Annotated in this window: 17 protein-coding genes; 7 read left to right on the plus strand and 10 right to left on the minus strand. The window is 62.8% G+C overall.

All coding sequences use genetic code 11. The annotated features are described in order from the left end of the window. Positions 1-25: 25 nt before the first annotated feature. From ybgC to ruvC, 5 genes are all read right to left on the minus strand, one after another. Positions 26-412, minus strand: coding sequence for a tol-pal system-associated acyl-CoA thioesterase (ybgC, locus tag INHI_RS0113200; protein ID WP_014879236.1), 387 nt, complete (start codon positions 410-412; stop codon positions 26-28). A gap of 25 nt (positions 413-437) precedes the next feature. After that, entirely contained in the window at positions 438-1106 is a 669-nt protein-coding gene (locus INHI_RS0113205; protein ID WP_027247940.1) for a hypothetical protein, read from the minus strand. Between the two features lie 309 nt (positions 1107-1415). Next, positions 1416-2447, minus strand: a complete 1032-nt coding sequence (gene ruvB, locus INHI_RS0113210; RefSeq protein WP_027247941.1) for a Holliday junction branch migration DNA helicase RuvB — start codon at positions 2445-2447, stop codon at positions 1416-1418. Between the two features lie 138 nt (positions 2448-2585). Further along, a complete protein-coding gene (gene ruvA, locus INHI_RS0113215) occupies positions 2586-3275 on the minus strand; it encodes a Holliday junction branch migration protein RuvA (RefSeq protein WP_027247942.1) in 690 nt (229 codons plus the stop codon). Continuing rightward, the gene (gene ruvC / locus INHI_RS0113220; RefSeq protein ID WP_014873682.1) at positions 3272-3769 is read right to left on the minus strand and encodes a crossover junction endodeoxyribonuclease RuvC; all 498 of its coding nucleotides are present in this window, start codon (positions 3767-3769) and stop codon (positions 3272-3274) included. Before ruvC ends, ruvA begins: the two co-directional genes overlap by 4 nt. 361 nt (positions 3770-4130) lie before the next feature. On the opposite strand from ruvC, the gene INHI_RS0113225 reads away from it, so the two are divergent. Continuing rightward, positions 4131-4349, plus strand: coding sequence for a DUF1127 domain-containing protein (locus INHI_RS0113225; RefSeq protein WP_014873681.1), 219 nt, complete (start codon positions 4131-4133; stop codon positions 4347-4349). A gap of 206 nt (positions 4350-4555) precedes the next feature. Here the strand turns inward: INHI_RS0113225 and INHI_RS0113230 are convergent, their stop codons facing one another. The 3 genes from INHI_RS0113230 to INHI_RS0113240 all read right to left on the minus strand — a co-directional run bounded on the left by INHI_RS0113230 (position 4556) and on the right by INHI_RS0113240 (position 7250). Beyond that, on the minus strand, positions 4556-4900 hold the full coding sequence (locus INHI_RS0113230) for a hypothetical protein (RefSeq protein WP_014873680.1): 345 nt from the start codon (positions 4898-4900) through the stop codon (positions 4556-4558). A 105-nt stretch (positions 4901-5005) separates the two neighbouring features. Next, positions 5006-5878 carry a 50S ribosomal protein L11 methyltransferase gene (locus INHI_RS0113235; RefSeq protein ID WP_027247943.1) on the minus strand — a complete coding sequence of 291 codons (873 nt, stop codon included), beginning with the start codon at positions 5876-5878 and terminating at the stop codon, positions 5006-5008. Between the two features lie 136 nt (positions 5879-6014). Further along, positions 6015-7250 carry an MFS transporter gene (locus INHI_RS0113240; protein ID WP_027247944.1) on the minus strand — a complete coding sequence of 412 codons (1236 nt, stop codon included), beginning with the start codon at positions 7248-7250 and terminating at the stop codon, positions 6015-6017. Between the two features lie 130 nt (positions 7251-7380). Here INHI_RS0113240 and INHI_RS0113245 point away from each other — a divergent pair, with 130 nt between their 5' ends. Further along, entirely contained in the window at positions 7381-8445 is a 1065-nt protein-coding gene (locus INHI_RS0113245) for a YeeE/YedE family protein (RefSeq protein ID WP_027247945.1), read from the plus strand. 131 nt (positions 8446-8576) lie between these two features. Here INHI_RS0113245 and INHI_RS0113250 read toward each other — a convergent pair whose 3' ends face one another. Next, entirely contained in the window at positions 8577-10772 is a 2196-nt protein-coding gene (locus INHI_RS0113250) for a primosomal protein N' (protein ID WP_027247946.1), read from the minus strand. A gap of 148 nt (positions 10773-10920) precedes the next feature. Here INHI_RS0113250 and fsa point away from each other — a divergent pair, with 148 nt between their 5' ends. The 5 genes from fsa (at position 10921) to INHI_RS0113275 (ending at position 14692) form a co-directional block, all read left to right on the plus strand. Continuing rightward, entirely contained in the window at positions 10921-11574 is a 654-nt protein-coding gene (gene fsa, locus INHI_RS0113255; protein ID WP_014873675.1) for a fructose-6-phosphate aldolase, read from the plus strand. Between the two features lie 183 nt (positions 11575-11757). Then, on the plus strand, positions 11758-12465 hold the full coding sequence (locus INHI_RS0113260) for a DUF484 family protein (protein WP_014879225.1): 708 nt from the start codon (positions 11758-11760) through the stop codon (positions 12463-12465). After that, complete coding sequence (locus INHI_RS0113265) at positions 12462-13397, plus strand: tyrosine recombinase XerC (RefSeq protein ID WP_027247947.1); 936 nt, start codon at positions 12462-12464, stop codon at positions 13395-13397. Before INHI_RS0113260 ends, INHI_RS0113265 begins: the two co-directional genes overlap by 4 nt. A 97-nt stretch (positions 13398-13494) precedes the next feature. Then, positions 13495-13836: a hypothetical protein gene (locus tag INHI_RS0113270; RefSeq protein ID WP_014879223.1), complete on the plus strand. Its 342-nt coding sequence runs from the start codon at positions 13495-13497 to the stop codon at positions 13834-13836. Between the two features lie 160 nt (positions 13837-13996). Continuing rightward, complete coding sequence (locus tag INHI_RS0113275) at positions 13997-14692, plus strand: CDP-alcohol phosphatidyltransferase family protein (protein WP_014873671.1); 696 nt, start codon at positions 13997-13999, stop codon at positions 14690-14692. A gap of 228 nt (positions 14693-14920) precedes the next feature. On the opposite strand, the gene INHI_RS0113280 is transcribed toward INHI_RS0113275, so the two are convergent. Further along, positions 14921-15379: a methylated-DNA--[protein]-cysteine S-methyltransferase gene (locus INHI_RS0113280; RefSeq protein WP_027247948.1), complete on the minus strand. Its 459-nt coding sequence runs from the start codon at positions 15377-15379 to the stop codon at positions 14921-14923. Positions 15380-15480: the final 101 nt, after the last annotated feature.

The raw sequence follows: 15480 nt of genomic DNA on the forward strand, positions 1-15480 counted from the left end.
GAAACAGCCGTGAGAGCAGGAATTGTTACAGCAATGCGCGAATCTCTGCCGGCAGGCGGATGGGCGCGCCACTCTCTGCATTGACGCAAACCACGGTGACGATGGCGCGAAACAGCTCCGTCTCGCCGCGAAACACCTGCTGTGACATGGTGAGCCGTGCAGGCGTGACCTTCTGCACCTCGGTCTCGATCCGCAGCTCTTCGTCGAATTTGGCAGGGGCGAGGTAATCCGCCTCAATCCGGCGCACCACCCAGATCAGCCCGGCCTCGCGCATGGCGTTCTGATCATTGCCGAGGTTGCGCACCCAGTCGCTGCGCGCCCGTTCGATGAACCGCAGATAATTGGCGTGATAGACAATGCCGCCCATGTCGGTGTCTTCGTAATATACCCGAACCGGAAAGCGATGGATCATCTGTCTTGGCCTTTCTGGAGACGGCTCAGTGCGTGGTCGGGGCGGCGTCATCTGCGGGTGGCGTCACCGGCGCCTGAAGCCGCGCAAACAGACGCAGCGCATGGGAACTGTCGGCGGCAGAAACCGGCATCATCCGATCATAGGCCGCCGCGATCACCCCGGCAATCTCGGGCCGCAGAATGGTGGCGCCGGTGTCCGGCAACACCGCCAGCGGCGAGGTCTCGGCAAAGGCGCTGTCGCCCCAGGTCAGCATCGCCTGCACCGCCTGCGTCAGGGCGAGGGTTTCTGCGGGCAGCCTGGCCATGTCACCCGACATGCGCAGGAAGGTAAAGCAGGCCTGGATGCCGCCCTGATCGTCAAACCGGAAGGCGCGGTACTGGCTGGCATCCGCCTGTTTCAGACGCGCCACCAGCGGATCGAGATCCGGGATCAACCGGCCAAGGTCCGGCACCTCCAACAGCTCGTCCCAATCGCGGAAAAAGAACAGCATCAGATTGGCGCCCAGCTCGGGATCGGTCTCTGCCATCTGGTGTCCCGCCAGCGTCACAACCGCCTCCAGCGCGCCCTTGACGGTTTTCAGCGTCTCATCCTCAACCCCAAAGACGATCGGCGCAATCGGCCGCCCCCAGCGGGCAAAGGCATAAGCGCCGTCCGCGCGGGTAAACAGGGCTTCGATCTCGGCTGGGGTCATCATGCGGTTCTCTACTCAGACTGCGGTCTTGAAAGGGCTTAATGCCCGCTCGCGGGATCAACGGCAAGGGTTGCGACCGGGGATCGCCGTGCATCTACTGGCCACAGATATCCCCCGCCAGAGGCAGCGCCGCGTCTCGCGCGGCGCCGTGATCTCGTTCGCACGGGGAATGTCAGCACCACTGACCAAATGTTTCGCACGCGAAACATACGCTAAAATTGACTCTAATTCTTCAAACCCATTTTAACGCTTTCAGGCTGTTTTGACGCCAACCCGCACGCATGATGACGCGGGGCCACATCAGATGGCGCCCTATAGCAACAGGTCGCCCTGACCGCGTGGCGGCGTCAGTCCAAGGTGGGTCCAGGCTTTATGTGCCAGCATTCGGCCGCGCGGCGTGCGCTGGATCAGCCCCTGTTGCAGCAGGTAAGGTTCAATCACCTCCTCCAGCGCGTCGCGGCTTTCGCTCAGTGCCGCTGACATGGTTTCGATCCCCACGGGTCCGCCGCCATAGTTCTCTGCCACCATCCGCAGATAGCGCCGGTCGGCGCCGTCCAGCCCCAACTGATCCACCCCCAGCCGCGTCAGCGCGCCATCGGCCAGCTCCCGGGTGATGGTGCCATCGCCCTCGACAACCGCGAAGTCCACGACGCGGCGCAGGAGCCGTCCGGCGATCCTGGGTGTGCCGCGGGCGCGCCGCGCGATCTCGCGGGCGCCGTCGTCATCGGCGGGAGCCCCCAGTTTGCGGGCATTGCGGCTGACAATCTCAAACAGCTCATCAATGGTGTAGAATTGCAACCGCGTCGGAATGCCAAAGCGGTCGCGCAGCGGTGTCGTCAGCAGGCCCATGCGGGTGGTGGCACCAACAAGGGTGAAGGGCTGCAATTCAATGCGCACAGTGCGCGCGGCAGGGCCTTCGCCGATCACCAGATCCAACTCGAAATCCTCCATCGCCGGGTAGAGCACCTCCTCCACCGCCGGGTTCAGCCGGTGGATTTCGTCGATGAACAGGACGTCGCGGGATTCCAGATTTGTGAGGATCGCCGCCAGATCGCCGGCCTTGGCCAAGACCGGGCCTGAAGTCATGCGAAAGTTCACGCCCAGTTCGCGGGCGACGATCTGCGCGAGCGTGGTTTTACCCAGACCCGGGGGGCCATGGAACAGCGTGTGATCCATCGCCTCACCCCGGCGGCGGGCGCTCTCGATGAACACACGCAGATTGGCGCGGGCTTCGGCCTGACCGATGAATTCGCCCAGCCCCTGCGGCCGCAGGGCACGGTCGTTTTCGGCGGCGCTGTCTTCGGGCAGAGGCGTGGGGCGCAGGGTGGGATCGGCGTCAATCATTCTGATGAATCCAATCTGGTTTCTTTAAACCCTACTCCGGCCGGCAGGCCGGACAGTGCCCGTCCGCCCCCATGGGCGAGCACTTCGTTTCCGCCCGCGGACGGGCACTGTCCTATCTTTTTCAATACTCTCACACGATCACCCCTTCGGCGCCAGAAGACGCAGGGCGGCGCGGATCAGTTCGGCCTCATTGGCGTCGGGGTAGGTTGCGGCGGCCTCGGCCACGGCGGCGGCGGCGTCCGACGGACCATAACCCAGATTGCCAAGCGCAGAGAGCGCCCCCGCAGAGGCAGCTGCGGCACCGGAGGGGGCCTTGGGTGGCGCCTTGCGGGGTTTCTTGGCCGTGCTCACCGGCTCGGCAGGTTCGACCACATCCAGCCCCGGCCCATCCATAGCGTCAGCGATGGTGCCGCCCATGGCCATCACACCCGGTGCCTTGTCCTTCAGATCCAACACGATGCGCTGCGCCGTTTTTGGGCCAACGCCTTTGGCCGCCTTCACGGTCGCCCAATCACCAAGGGCAATGGCGCGGCTGACGCCTTCGGGACCAAGCGCGCCAAGGATCGCCAGTGAGACCTTGGCCCCAACCCCCTGCACGGAGGTCAGCAGGCGGTGCCATTCCTTTTCCATCAACGAGGGAAAGCCATAGAGCTGCATCAGATCCTCGCGCACCACCATATCGGTATAAAGTGCCACCGCCTCTCCCGTGCCGGGGAGCGTGGCCATCGTGCGGTCGGAGCAATAGACGATATAGCCGACGCCGCGCACATCGATCAGCACGTGATCGCTGCTGCGGTATTCCAGTCGTCCGGTGAGTTTTCCGATCACGCGCGCTTCTCCTTCAGCTGGCGTTGTTGCGTGCCCCCATAAAACGCATGACAGATGGCAATGGCCAGAGCATCTGCCGCATCGGCGTTCTTGGGCAGGCAGCCGGGCAGCTGAAGTTTCACCATGTGGAGGATCTGCTCCTTGGCCGCATGACCCACGCCGACCACAGTTTTCTTGACGCGGTTCGGCGCGTATTCACCCACCGGCAGACCGGCCTGCGCCAATGTCATCAGGGCTACGCCACGGGCCTGACCCAGTTTCAGCGTGCCCGCACCATCTTTGTTCACGAAGGTCTGTTCGATGGCGGCCTGATCGGGACGGTAGGCCGCGATCACTTCGATCACCTGATTGTGGAGCGACAACAGCCGTTCGCCCAGATCATCGCCATCGGAGGTGCAGACGCCATTTGCGACATGGCTGAGACGGGTGCCATGTGATTCGATCACCCCCCAACCGAGGTTCCGCAACCCCGGATCGATGCCCAATATTCGCATGTCTGCCCTATCCCTACCCGATGTGGAGGTGTAATTTTCCTCAGGATTAGCACAAAAGGCGAACATGTCCAATCGCTTTGCTGGCCCGCATTCTGTGCCCTGCAGGGATGCCGCGCGGCACCTGTGGCGCAAAAACCTACAAATCCTGTTCTGAAAACGACCCTCTTCCGAGGCGAAACCGACATTCCTTTCGAACAGCTAAAAATGCATCCAATTCCCTTGTTTATATGGACAATCAGCCATGCGTTTTTCGCATATGACACATGCAATTTCAGCGATTGTCAGGGCCAATTCACATGACTAAGTGCCGTCCATCGCCGCAACGCGGTTCACTGAATTCAACCTCCGAAAGGACGAGGACATGGCTGCTTTTGACACCACCCGCACCACCTATGGCACCAGCAGCCTGTTTGGCCGCTTTAGCGCCATGACCGCCAGCCTGCTGGCGGCAATCGTCGACTGGAACGATGCCCGCGCGACCCGCCAGACCCTGGGTCAGCTGAACGACCGGGAACTGGCCGACATTGGCCTGTGCCGCGCAGATATCGACCGCATTGCCGAAGGCAAGCCCGTCTTCTGAGACAGGCTGCCGTCCCGGCAGCGCCGGGGGCTACAGACCACCTGACATATGAAAAACGCCGCCTCCTGACGGAGCGCGGCGTTTTCTATAGGTCTGGTTTGCAGATCTGCGCCTCGGCGACACCCTGCTGCGTCGGACATGACTGCGCGACCGTTTTATGTCGGATGCCCCCCAGCGCCCGACATCTGGCCCGCCAGCCTGCCCCTCTACCGCAGCACAGGCCCGATCTTCTCGGCCAGGAACTGCGACACGGGATCCCGCTGCATCACAAATGCACCGGCTTTCTCCAGCCCGGTTCCTGCCCGCAGCTGATCGACACGATAGTCGTAGCTGCCAAATCCCAGCGCCGCCATCAAGAACCCCTTGAACAGCAGAAACGCCGCGACAAACAAGATCACTGACCGGCCGGAAATCCGCGACTGTACCCGTCGCGGCGCCACCACGATCAACCCATCCGCGCGCACCTTAGCGGTGTAGCCGCGCGACATGGCCCCGTGTTTGCGTTCCAATCGGTCAAGCCGAGCGTAGAAATTGTTACTCTGTTCACCCATAACCAAAACCCTGCAATGGCTCCCACCATCCACATCTTAATGCTTAGGTAGGTAATGAGACCATTTTGGGGTGGGTCGTTAAAATGCTCAACAAACTTGAACGATTCAGCCCGTTTTCTGCAAAAGCAGCGTCGTCCAGTCACCAATCTCGCTGCGTTGCACCAGATTGATGCCGTTCTGTGCATAAACGCCCTGCACCTCGTCGGCCTGTTCGTTGAGAAGACCGGAGAGAATCGCATAGCCATCGGCGCGCAGATGCGCCGCCACGTCAGGCGCCAATGCAACCAGAGGGCCCTTCAGGATATTGGCGAAGATCAGATCAAAGGGTGCGGCCTCGGCCAAGGCCGGGGCGTCAAAGCCCGCCGCCTCGAGACAGTGCACACGGCCTTCCATGTCGTTGGCCTTCAGATTGGCCTCGGCCACGTCAACCGCGACCTGATCAATGTCGCTGGCCAGGATCTGCCCGTCCCAGACGCGTGCAGCCGCCATCGCCAGCACCGCCGTGCCACAGCCGATATCGGCGACTTTTTCGCCGACGAAGCCATCCTCGATCAGCTTGTCCAGCGCCTTCAGACAGCCCAGCGTGGTGCCGTGATGGCCGGTGCCAAAGGCCATCGCAGCCTCAATCAAAAGAGGAATGCGATCGGCGGGCAGTTTGTCGGCGTCATGGCTGCCGTAGACAAAGAAACGACCGGCCTCGACCGGGGCCAGTTCGCGGCGCACATGGGCGACCCAGTCGGTTTCTGGCAGTTCTGAGATCACAAAAGGCTGGGCGTCGAACATGGTTGCCAGCAGCGCCAGACCGGCCTCATCCGGGCTCTCGGTGAAATAGCCGCCAACCTCCCACAGGCCGGAGCCGTCTTCGACCTCGAACACGCCCAGACCGGTCGGCTCCGGCGTCAGACGCTCCATCGCCGCGCCGAGCGCTTCGGCAGGGGCTTTTCCGGTCAGGGTGGTGAGGGCGGTGAAGGTGGGCATAGCGGTCTCCGGGCAAAGGTTGCACAGCGCCTAGGCCCGTCGGCGGCGCAGGTCAAGAGCTGGCAGCGCGGGTCCAGGAGCGCCGCCTGTAGCTCAGCGCGCCCTTGAGGCTGGGCCTGCCCTTCGCGGGGCAGGCTTACTCCGCCGGGGCAGCGCTGCGCCACTTCACAAAGATCGTCTCATTGCCCGGCTCCGGGTGGCGCGGGATCAACAATGACAGCGTCAGCGAGATCAGCGCCATACAGGCCGCCAGTGCAAAGACCGCAGCCGGGGAGACCACCCACAGCAAGCCCAGCGTCACCGGCAGCACCACCGCGGCAATATGGTTGATGGTAAAGGCCACGGCGGCGGTCGGCGCAATATCAGACGGGTCGGCGATCTTCTGAAAATAGGTCTTCAGCGCCAGCGCCAGACCAAACAGGATATGGTCCACCACATAGAGCACCCCGGCCAGCACCACGCCCCAGCTGAACCAATAGAGCCCGCCGTAAGCGGCAAAAACCAGTGCCAGCCCGGTGTATTCAAAAATCAGCGTCCGGCGTTCACCAAAGCGGGCCACAGCACGACCCAGCAGCGGTGCGGCGATCATATTGATTACCAGATTGATCAAATAAAGGCTGGTCAGTTCATGCACCGCAAAGCCGAACTTCTCCACCATCATGAAGCCGGCAAAGACAACGAAGATCTGCCGCCGCGCGCCGGCCATGAACTGCAACGCATAATAGAGCCAATAGCGGCGACGCAGGATCAGACGTTTGGTCTGCGGATGCGGGGCATCGAATTGCGGATAGGCCAGCAGGCAGAAAATAGCCAGAATCGTGGTGGTGCCCCCTGCCAGCAGGAAGACGATATTGTAGGTGAGGCCCAGCGGCTCCCACAGCAGCGCGATCAGGCTGTAGACCACCAGCGTTGCCGCCGATCCCGCCGCCACCAGCCAGCCCAGGATCTGCGGCGCCTGCAGCTTGGGCAGCCATTGCAACTGCAGCGATTGGTTGACCGTCTCGTAATAGTGAAACCCGATCGAGCTTAGCAGCGTGATGGTCAGCAGCCCGCCAAGGCTGGGAAACCACGCCGTGACCGCCGTCGCCACGCCCAGCATCATCAGAGAGACCAGCCCCAGCACCTGTTCGCGCACAAACAGGATCACCGCAATAACGCCAATGGCCAGAAAGCCAGGGATCTCGCGCACCGTGTGCAGCAGGCCAATGTCAGCGCCGTCGAAATTCGCGGCCTCAATGACAAAGTTGTTCAGCAGCGCGCTCCAGGTGTTGAAGGCGATGGGCATGGTGAGCGCCATCACAAACAGCAGAGTTGTGGGGCGGCGCCACAGCGGCAGGGAAGCGGCGGCTTCGGTGGGGACAGGTTTGAACATGCCCCAGCAAATACGCCCATACGCCCCTTCAGGCGAGGGAAAAAGCGCTGCGCACATCTGATCTGCATCAATGCACGGAGCAACCTGATCTCATATTCAGATTTCCGAATGACAACGAGAGGCTGATGTGATGCCGGAACTGGCTGAGATCATGGACTGGGCAGGCGAGCCGGTGACAGCGGCGTTGCTAGGCCTGTTGACCGGCGGGATTTTTGGCGTCGCGGCGCAGCGATCGCGGTTTTGCCTGCGGGCGGCAACCGTGGAATTTGCCCGTGGCCGACTGGGAGACCGGGTGGCGGTCTGGCTTCTGACCTTTTCCACCGCGCTGGTCTGGGTGCAGGCCGGGCGGCTGCTGGGCTGGATCGACACCGATGAGGCGCGGATGATGGCGGTGCCCGGCAGCTGGTCCGGGGCCATCATCGGCGGGCTGATCTTTGGCGTAGGTATGGTGCTGGCGCGGGGTTGCTCCGGGCGGCTTTTGGTGCTGGCGGCGACCGGCAATCTGCGCAGCGTGGTCTCCGGGCTGATTTTTGCAGTGGTCGCACAGATGAGCCTCGCCGGGTATCTGGCGCCTGTGCGCGACTATCTGGCAGGCCTCTGGATCACCTCTGGCGGGCGCAATCTGGATCTGCTGACAGCGCTGAGCCTGCCGGATTGGTCCGGGCTGGCGCTGGGGGTGGGCATGGCGGGTCTGGCCCTTGGGGTCTCGCTGCACAACCGCATCGGGGCGGCGCGGCTGATCTTTGCCTCTGGCGTCGGCTTTGCGGTGGCGCTTGGCTGGGCGCTGACATCGGCGCTGGCACAGGTGGCGTTTGATCCCGTGCAGATCGAAAGCGTGACCTTCACCGGTCCTTCGGCGCGCATGTTGATGTTCTTTCTGGATCGCGCCGCGGTGCTGGAATTTGATATCGGGCTGGTGGCCGGGGTGTTTGGTGGCGCGATGCTCGCAGCCGCATTGACAGGCGAGATGCGCATTCAGGCCTTCGATGGGGCAGTGACCATGCGCAAGGCAATGATCGGCGCGGCTTTGATGGGGTTTGGCGGCATGTTGGCCGGCGGCTGCGCCATCGGGGCCGGTGTCACCGGTGGGTCGATCTTCGCGGGCACCGCCTGGCTGGCGCTGTTTTCGATGTGGGTTGGGGCAGTGCTGACAGATCTGCTGGTGGACCAGCGCAGCCTAGCGGCGACCGCTTAGACAGGGTGCGAGGCGCTGCCTCGCGCTCCGGGATATTTGGAGCCAGAAGATACCTGAGGTCCGCTCATCTTCTGGCGGGAAATATCCCGGGGGAGGCCGAGAGGCCGGGGGCAGAGCCCCCATGGGATTCTTCAGAAGAAATTCTGCGGATCAATATCGACCGACAGACGCAGATCCCCCTTGAGGCGCGCCGGTTTGATCCAGCGGGCAATGGCGTCTTGCAAGGGCGTTCCCTTACTGGCCTTGATCAGCAGTCGCACCCGGTGGCGACCGCGGATGCGGGCAATTGGCGCCGGGGCCGGGCCAAAGACCTGCGCGCCGATCTGGCGCAACGGCCCATCGTTGCGCGCAAGGGCCATCCCCAGATCCATAACCGCAGGCAGCTCCGGCCCGGACAGCACGATACCTGCCATGCGCCCATAAGGCGGCACGCCTGCGGCCTGTCGTTCAGCGGCTTCAGCGCGCCAGAAGGCTTCCTCATCCCCCGACAGAATTGCGCGAATGACCGGGTGTTCCGGCTGGAAGGTCTGCATCAGCGCCTCGCCCGGTTTATCGGCCCGCCCGGCCCGCCCTGCGACCTGCCGCATCAGCTGAAAGGTGCGCTCTGCCGCGCGCAGGTCGGACCCTTGCAGGCCAAGATCCGCGTCGATCACACCAACCAGTGTGAGCAGGGGGAAGTTATGCCCCTTGGCCACCAGCTGGGTGCCAAGGATAATGTCAGCCTCGCCTGCGGCGATCTCCTCGATCCGTTGTTTCAGGGCGCGGGCTGAGGCAAAGAGGTCAGACGACAGCACCGCAATTCGGGCCTCTGGGAACAGCGCGGCGGTTTCCTCACCCAGCCGTTCGATGCCGGGACCGACGGGGGCCATCTTGCCCTCGACCTGACAGGTCGGACAGGCGTCGGGTACGGGTTTGGTCTCGCCGCATTGGTGGCACATCAGGCGCTTCATGAAGCGGTGTTCCACCATACGGGAATCGCAGTGGTCGCAGGTCACATGGCCGCCGCAGGCGCGGCAGATGGTGACCGGCGCAAAGCCCCGGCGATTGAGAAACAACAGCGATTGTTCACCCCGTTCGATCCGCGCGGTCATCGCCTGTTTCAACGTCGGTGAGATCCAGGTTGAGGCGGGCAGTTTTTCCGCCCGCATATCGATCGCGCGCATCTCTGGCAGGACGGCTGACCCAAATCGTGCCGCGAGATCAAGCCGTTTGTATTTGCCTGCCTCGGCATTGGCCCAGGTTTCCAGCGATGGCGTCGCCGAAGCCAGCACCACCTGCGCCGAACACATGGCCGCGCGCAGCACCGCCATGTCGCGGGCATTATAACAGACGCCCTCATCCTGTTTGTACGAGGTGTCATGTTCCTCATCCACGATGATGAGGCCGAGATTCTGATAGGGCAGGAACAGGGCTGAGCGCGCGCCGATCACCAGCTGCGCCTTACCCTGCCCGACCATGCGCCAGACCCGGCGGCGTTCGGTCATGGTCGCGCCCGAGTGCCATTCGGCCGGGGTCGCACCAAAGCGCTGCTCGACCCGTTTCAGGAATTCAGCCGTCAAGGCAATTTCCGGCAAGAGCACCAGCGCCTGACGCCCTGCACGCAAGGTGGCGGCGACTGCCTCCAGATAGACCTCAGTCTTGCCAGAACCGGTCACGCCTTTCAGGAGTGTGGTGCCATAGCGGCCGCCCGCGACCCCTTCGCCCAGAGTGTTGGCGGCCGCAGCCTGATCCTCGGTCAGGGTCTTGCCGGGGAGATCCGGGTCCAGTCGGGGATAGGGCAGATCACGTGGGGCTTCTTCCTCGCGCAGGGCGCCTTGTTTCACCAGCCCCTTGACCACCGAAGTTGTGACCCCGGCGAGATCGGCCAGTTCCTTCGCCGTGAACGCCAGACCGCCGTATTCATCCACCGCCGAGAGCACCCGTTCGCGGGCATCGGTCATGCGGTCCGGCATCTGGCCGGTGGGGCGCAGCACCTTGCGCATGGAGACGGGATCCGACAGGCCCGGCGCGCGGGTGGCCAGCCGCAGCATCGCCGGCAGAGGGGTCAGCGTGTAGTCGGCAGATTTGCTCAGGAACTGGCGCATCTCATCGCGCATCGGGGCCACATCCAGCACCCGATTCACCGGGCGCAGTTTGGCCGAATCGAAATCACCCGCCCCCGGCCCCCAAATCACCCCGAGGACGCGGCGCGGGCCAAGCGGCACCTCGACATAGGCGCCCAGATGACAGCCACCTTCTGGGGCGCGATAGTCCAGACAGCGGTCCAGCGGCTGCGTTGTCAGCACGCCAACCCGTTCGCCTTCGTTGAAAAATGCCTGCTCCTGCACGCGGTCTGCCTCTTTTGCCCGTTGGGGATGATGACCCCCAAAGCGATGCCCTGCAATCGACGCCGGGCGCACGGGGGGTTTTTAAAGCCCGTCCCATCAGGTAAAGGCTAGCGCAATCAAGGCCAACCCATCCAGAGGACCCTAGCCGATGAAATTTTTTGTAGACACCGCCGAAATCGATGCCATTGCCGAGCTGAACGATCTGGGCATGGTGGATGGTGTGACCACCAACCCGTCGCTGATCAAGAAATCCGGTCGTGATATCATCGAAGTGACCAAAGAAATCTGTGATCTGGTCGATGGTCCGGTCTCTGCCGAGGTGACCGCAACCGACGCCGAGACCATGATTGCCGAAGGCCGCAAGCTGGTTGAGATCGCCGAAAACATCGCCGTCAAAGTGCCGCTGACCTGGGACGGCCTGAAGGCCTGCAAAACCCTGACCGACGATGGCCATATGGTGAATGTGACCCTGTGCTTCTCCGCCAATCAGGCGTTGCTGGCGGCCAAGGCCGGCGCGACCTTCATCTCGCCCTTCATTGGCCGTCTGGACGACATCAACCTGGATGGGATGGACCTGATCGAAGACATCCGCACCGTCTATGACAACTACGGGTTTACGACCGAGATCCTCGCCGCCTCCATCCGCAGCGCCAACCACGTGCTGGAAAGCGCGCGCATCGGTGCGGATGTGATCACCGCGCCGCCCGCCGTGATCAAAGGCATGATCAACCACCCGCTGACCGACAAGGGTCTGGATGCCTTCCTCGCCGACATCAAGGCCGCGAACATCAAGATCCTGTAAGCCGCAGGGCATCTGACAGGTTTCAGGAGGGGCGGCCCGGCGGGCGGCCCCTTTTTCGTTGGCTGAGGCCCCCTGCCCTGTACAGGCGACGGTGCGCCGGTGGCGGGGAATTTTTTGCCACCCCTGCGCGAAACCCGTGTTATAACACCGTCAAAACCCATCAGAGGTCATAAAGAGCAGCACATGAGCACGACGGCAGAACTGGAAGACAATCTGCGCCAGGCGATCCTGGCCAAACCCGACGCCCTGTTGGAAGATCAGAGCGTGATGAACGCGTTGGTCAGCGCCAATGAGCGCGCAATGGGGTCCAATATCGTGGACCTGCGCGGCATCGCCATGGAGCGGATGGAGGCCCGGCTGGACCGGCTGGAGGACACCCATCGCTCTGTAATTGCTGCAGCTTATGAGAACCTTGCAGGGACCAACCAGATCCACCGCGCGGTGCTGCGGCTACTGGATCCGATGGATTTTGAGAGCTATCTCGGCAACCTTGGTGGTGAGCTGGCGGAAATTCTGCGGGTGGATTCGGTAACGCTGGTGCTGGAAACGGCACATCCCGAACAGGACGCCGCCGTGCAGCGCATGGATCAGGTTCTGAAGGTGGTCGAGCCGGGATTCGTAGAACAATACATCAATCCGCAGCGCAATGGCCCTGACCGCCAGGTCACCCTGCGGCAGATGCAATCTGGCCACGCCCGCACCCATGGGGCCAAGGCTGATTTCATCCGGTCCGAGGCCTGTCTGAAACTGGAACTGGGCGAAGGCCGCCTGCCCGGTCTGCTGGTTCTGGGGTCAGAGGATCCGCATCAGTTCACCCCGCAGCATGGCACCGATCTGCTGGCATTTTTTGCCGGCGTCTTTGAACGGTCGATGCGCCACTGGTTGTCGTGACGACACCAGCCACAACGCTGATTTCCCCGGCCTGCCGCGATGCGCTTGAGCAGTGGCTGGCCGGGCTGGCAGCCCTTCAGGGCGCGGCCGAGAACACCGTCACCGCCTATCGCGGCGATGTGGTGGAGTTTCTCGCATTTATGACCCACCATTTTGGCGGCCCGCAGGGGCTGGGTGCGCTGGCGGAGATTTCCACCGGCGACATGCGCGCCTGGATGGCAGCCACCCGCGCCACCGGGACCGGGGCGCGCTCATTGGCGCGCAAGTTGTCGGCGGTCAAAAGTTTTTATACCTGGCTGGCGGAACGGCAGGGGTTTGAGCCCACAGCCGTCTTGTCGGCGCGCAGTCCCAAGTTTCAGAAGAAACTGCCCCGCCCGCTGGCAGAAGATGCCGCGCGCGCCGTGATCGAGACCGTGGAGTTTCAGTCCACCACCGATTGGGTCGCCGCCCGCGATGTGGCGGTGGTGACCCTGCTCTATGGCTGCGGGCTGCGAATTTCCGAGGCGTTGGGTCTGACCGGGGCAGACGCGCCGCTACCGGCGGTGCTGCGGATCACCGGCAAGGGCGGTAAGGAACGGATCGTGCCGGTGTTACCCGCCGCACGCGCGGCGGTCGACCGGTATCTGCGGCTTTGCCCGCATCCGCAGGAGCGCGCGGCACCGTTGTTTCGCGGTGTACGCGGCGGGGCGCTGAATGCGCGGCTTATTCGCAGCGCCATGGCGCAGGCGCGCGCCCAGCTGGGTCTGCCTGCCAGTGCCACGCCACATGCGTTGCGGCACAGCTTTGCCACCCATCTGCTGGAAGCCGGTGGCGATCTGCGCGCCATTCAGGAGCTGCTCGGCCATGCCTCTCTGTCGACAACGCAGGCCTATACCGCAGTCGATACGGCGCATCTGATGGATGTCTACAACCGCGCCCATCCGAAAGCGTAAGACCTACGTAAAACATGGCGCTAGGGGGCTGGATTTAACCCCGTAGTAAGGGGCGTGCGACAGATTTCTGGCGTCAAATCCAGAAGGAGCCCCCGTGATGAGTATCGTTGCCCAAAGCCATACAACAGACGCCGCGCCGCTTGGCGCGCCCTACAATCCCGCCAATCGTAGTGCCGCCAATGCCAGCACATCCGATATTGGCGATGTGGATTTCAGCCAGTTTTATGAGCAGCTTCTGGCGGATCTGGACAGCGATGGCGATCGCCAGATTTCGGATCAGGAATGGGCGACCTATCGCGCAGGAAAGGCCGCGCGCGGTGAATTTGTCGCCGCCCCCGGACCATCTGATACAGGCGATGGCCCCCAGCTGGTCGACAGCCGCGCCCTGACCGAGACCTTATTTCGCAAGGCGCTGATGGAGGACCTTGCCGACCAGTGAAACGGGGACCCGTTGTGGCTGTCTCAGGTGACCAGCGGCTGAGAGGTTGGTGGCGCGCAGGTGGCATCGACACCACCAAAGACCCGAATTTCCGCGCATAGGCGAGACGTTTTTCCATTGACCACTTGCGAGGGTGCGGGAAATTCGCCATCAGGGGCCTATGACACCTCAGTATCGTGCCCTCTCCGTTCACCTGCTGACCGCCACCGGCGCGGTCTTTGCTATCCTTGCCATGTTGGCCGCAGCTGATGCCAAGTGGAGCCTGATGTTTGTCTGGCTTGTTGTGGCCTTTGCCGTGGATGGCATTGATGGACCGCTGGCACGGCACTATGAGGTGAAGCGCTACGCGCCAGAGTTTGATGGTGTGCTGCTGGATCTGATCATCGACTATCTCACCTATGTGTTCATCCCGGCCTTCGCCCTGTTCAAATCCGGGCTGATGGCGGGCTGGACCGGTTGGGTGGCGCTGATTGTGATCACCTTTGCCAGTGCCTTGTATTTTGCCGACACCCGAATGAAGACCAAGGATAACTCCTTCTCCGGCTTTCCCGGATGCTGGAATATGCTGGTGCTGGTGATCTTTGCGCTGGAGCCGAGCCACTGGACCAGCCTGACGCTGGTCACCCTGCTGGCGATCGCGATGTTCCTGCCGCTGAAGTTCATTCACCCGGTGCGCACCGAACGCTGGCGCAAGGTGTCGCTGCCGATGGCATTGGCCTGGACCTTTTTTGCTGGCTGGGCCGCCTGGGTCGATTTCCACCCGGCAAGCTGGGCGCATTGGGGGCTGGTGCTGACCTCGGTCTATCTGATTTTTGTCGGCATCGCGCAGCAGATCATCCCCGAGAGCAAGGGCTGAGCAGACCGTCTCAGCCCGATATCACCAGACTGCGGGTGTCATGAAACCCGGCATCTAAACGCTGGGGCATCCCGGAATTGAGGCATCTGATGCCTGGAAATCCGGGTGCAAGTGTCGAGCCCGAGCCCGTCGCGCGATGCCCCGGCATGCCACCGCCACCAAGATCGGCCTCTGTTAGGGCGGGCTTGATCAGGCTACAGCCTGTGACGGATGATCAGCGCCATCGCTTCAGATCAGCAATCCCGCCGCCCCTTCGTGACGCAGAAGCGTGACTTTGGTCTCAACCCCGCCCGCACCGGAAAATCCCCCAAGACCTGAGGCGCCAAGCACCCGGTGGCAAGGGATAATCACCGGGATCGGATTGGCCCCGCAGGCGTTGCCAACGGGCTGTGCGGCTGCGCCCAGATCCTTTGCGATGTCGCCATAGGTGCGGGTTTCACCAAGCGGGATCGCTGACATCGCGGCGCAGACCGCGCGCTGAAAATCGCTGCCCGCCACCGCCAGCGGCAGGTCGAATTCAGTCAGCTCATGCGCGAAATAGGCGCGCAGCTGGGTCAGGGCCTCAGCTGTCAGCACCGACCCCGATGCGCCAACCGGCGCGGCCTGCCAGCTCAGGCGAACAATGGCCCCGTCGCGTTCCACAACGCAGAGCGTGCCGACAGGTGTTTCAAGACTGGCCTCTGCCATCTGCTCTGTCTCGGTTTCAGGAAAGTGCACGGGTCTGGTGATCCTTACGCTTGATGCTGTCACATCCTGGCCAGCGTCTGCGGGATCCTGCTCAGCGTCAA

Origin of the sequence: Phaeobacter inhibens DSM 16374 (genome assembly GCF_000473105.1) — a bacterium.
Lineage (GTDB): Bacteria > Pseudomonadota > Alphaproteobacteria > Rhodobacterales > Rhodobacteraceae > Phaeobacter > Phaeobacter inhibens.

Bases quoted from the DNA above. Each gene is read 5' to 3' on its own strand.
- INHI_RS0113260 (WP_014879225.1), top strand. From the start codon at position 11,758: ATGAGCACGACGGCAGAACTGGAAGACAATCTGCGCCAGGCGATCCTG.
- INHI_RS0113230 (WP_014873680.1), bottom strand. From the start codon at position 4,900: ATGGGTGAACAGAGTAACAATTTCTACGCTCGGCTTGACCGATTGGAA.
- INHI_RS0113280 (WP_027247948.1), bottom strand. From the start codon at position 15,379: ATGGCAGAGGCCAGTCTTGAAACACCTGTCGGCACGCTCTGCGTTGTG.
- ruvB (WP_027247941.1), bottom strand. From the start codon at position 2,447: ATGATTGACGCCGATCCCACCCTGCGCCCCACGCCTCTGCCCGAAGAC.
- INHI_RS0113205 (WP_027247940.1), bottom strand. From the start codon at position 1,106: ATGATGACCCCAGCCGAGATCGAAGCCCTGTTTACCCGCGCGGACGGC.
- INHI_RS0113240 (WP_027247944.1), bottom strand. From the start codon at position 7,250: ATGTTCAAACCTGTCCCCACCGAAGCCGCCGCTTCCCTGCCGCTGTGG.
- ruvC (WP_014873682.1), bottom strand. From the start codon at position 3,769: ATGCGAATATTGGGCATCGATCCGGGGTTGCGGAACCTCGGTTGGGGG.
- INHI_RS0113245 (WP_027247945.1), top strand. From the start codon at position 7,381: ATGCCGGAACTGGCTGAGATCATGGACTGGGCAGGCGAGCCGGTGACA.
- INHI_RS0113270 (WP_014879223.1), top strand. From the start codon at position 13,495: ATGAGTATCGTTGCCCAAAGCCATACAACAGACGCCGCGCCGCTTGGC.
- fsa (WP_014873675.1), top strand. From the start codon at position 10,921: ATGAAATTTTTTGTAGACACCGCCGAAATCGATGCCATTGCCGAGCTG.
- INHI_RS0113225 (WP_014873681.1), top strand. From the start codon at position 4,131: ATGGCTGCTTTTGACACCACCCGCACCACCTATGGCACCAGCAGCCTG.
- ybgC (WP_014879236.1), bottom strand. From the start codon at position 412: ATGATCCATCGCTTTCCGGTTCGGGTATATTACGAAGACACCGACATG.
- INHI_RS0113235 (WP_027247943.1), bottom strand. From the start codon at position 5,878: ATGCCCACCTTCACCGCCCTCACCACCCTGACCGGAAAAGCCCCTGCC.
- INHI_RS0113275 (WP_014873671.1), top strand. From the start codon at position 13,997: ATGACACCTCAGTATCGTGCCCTCTCCGTTCACCTGCTGACCGCCACC.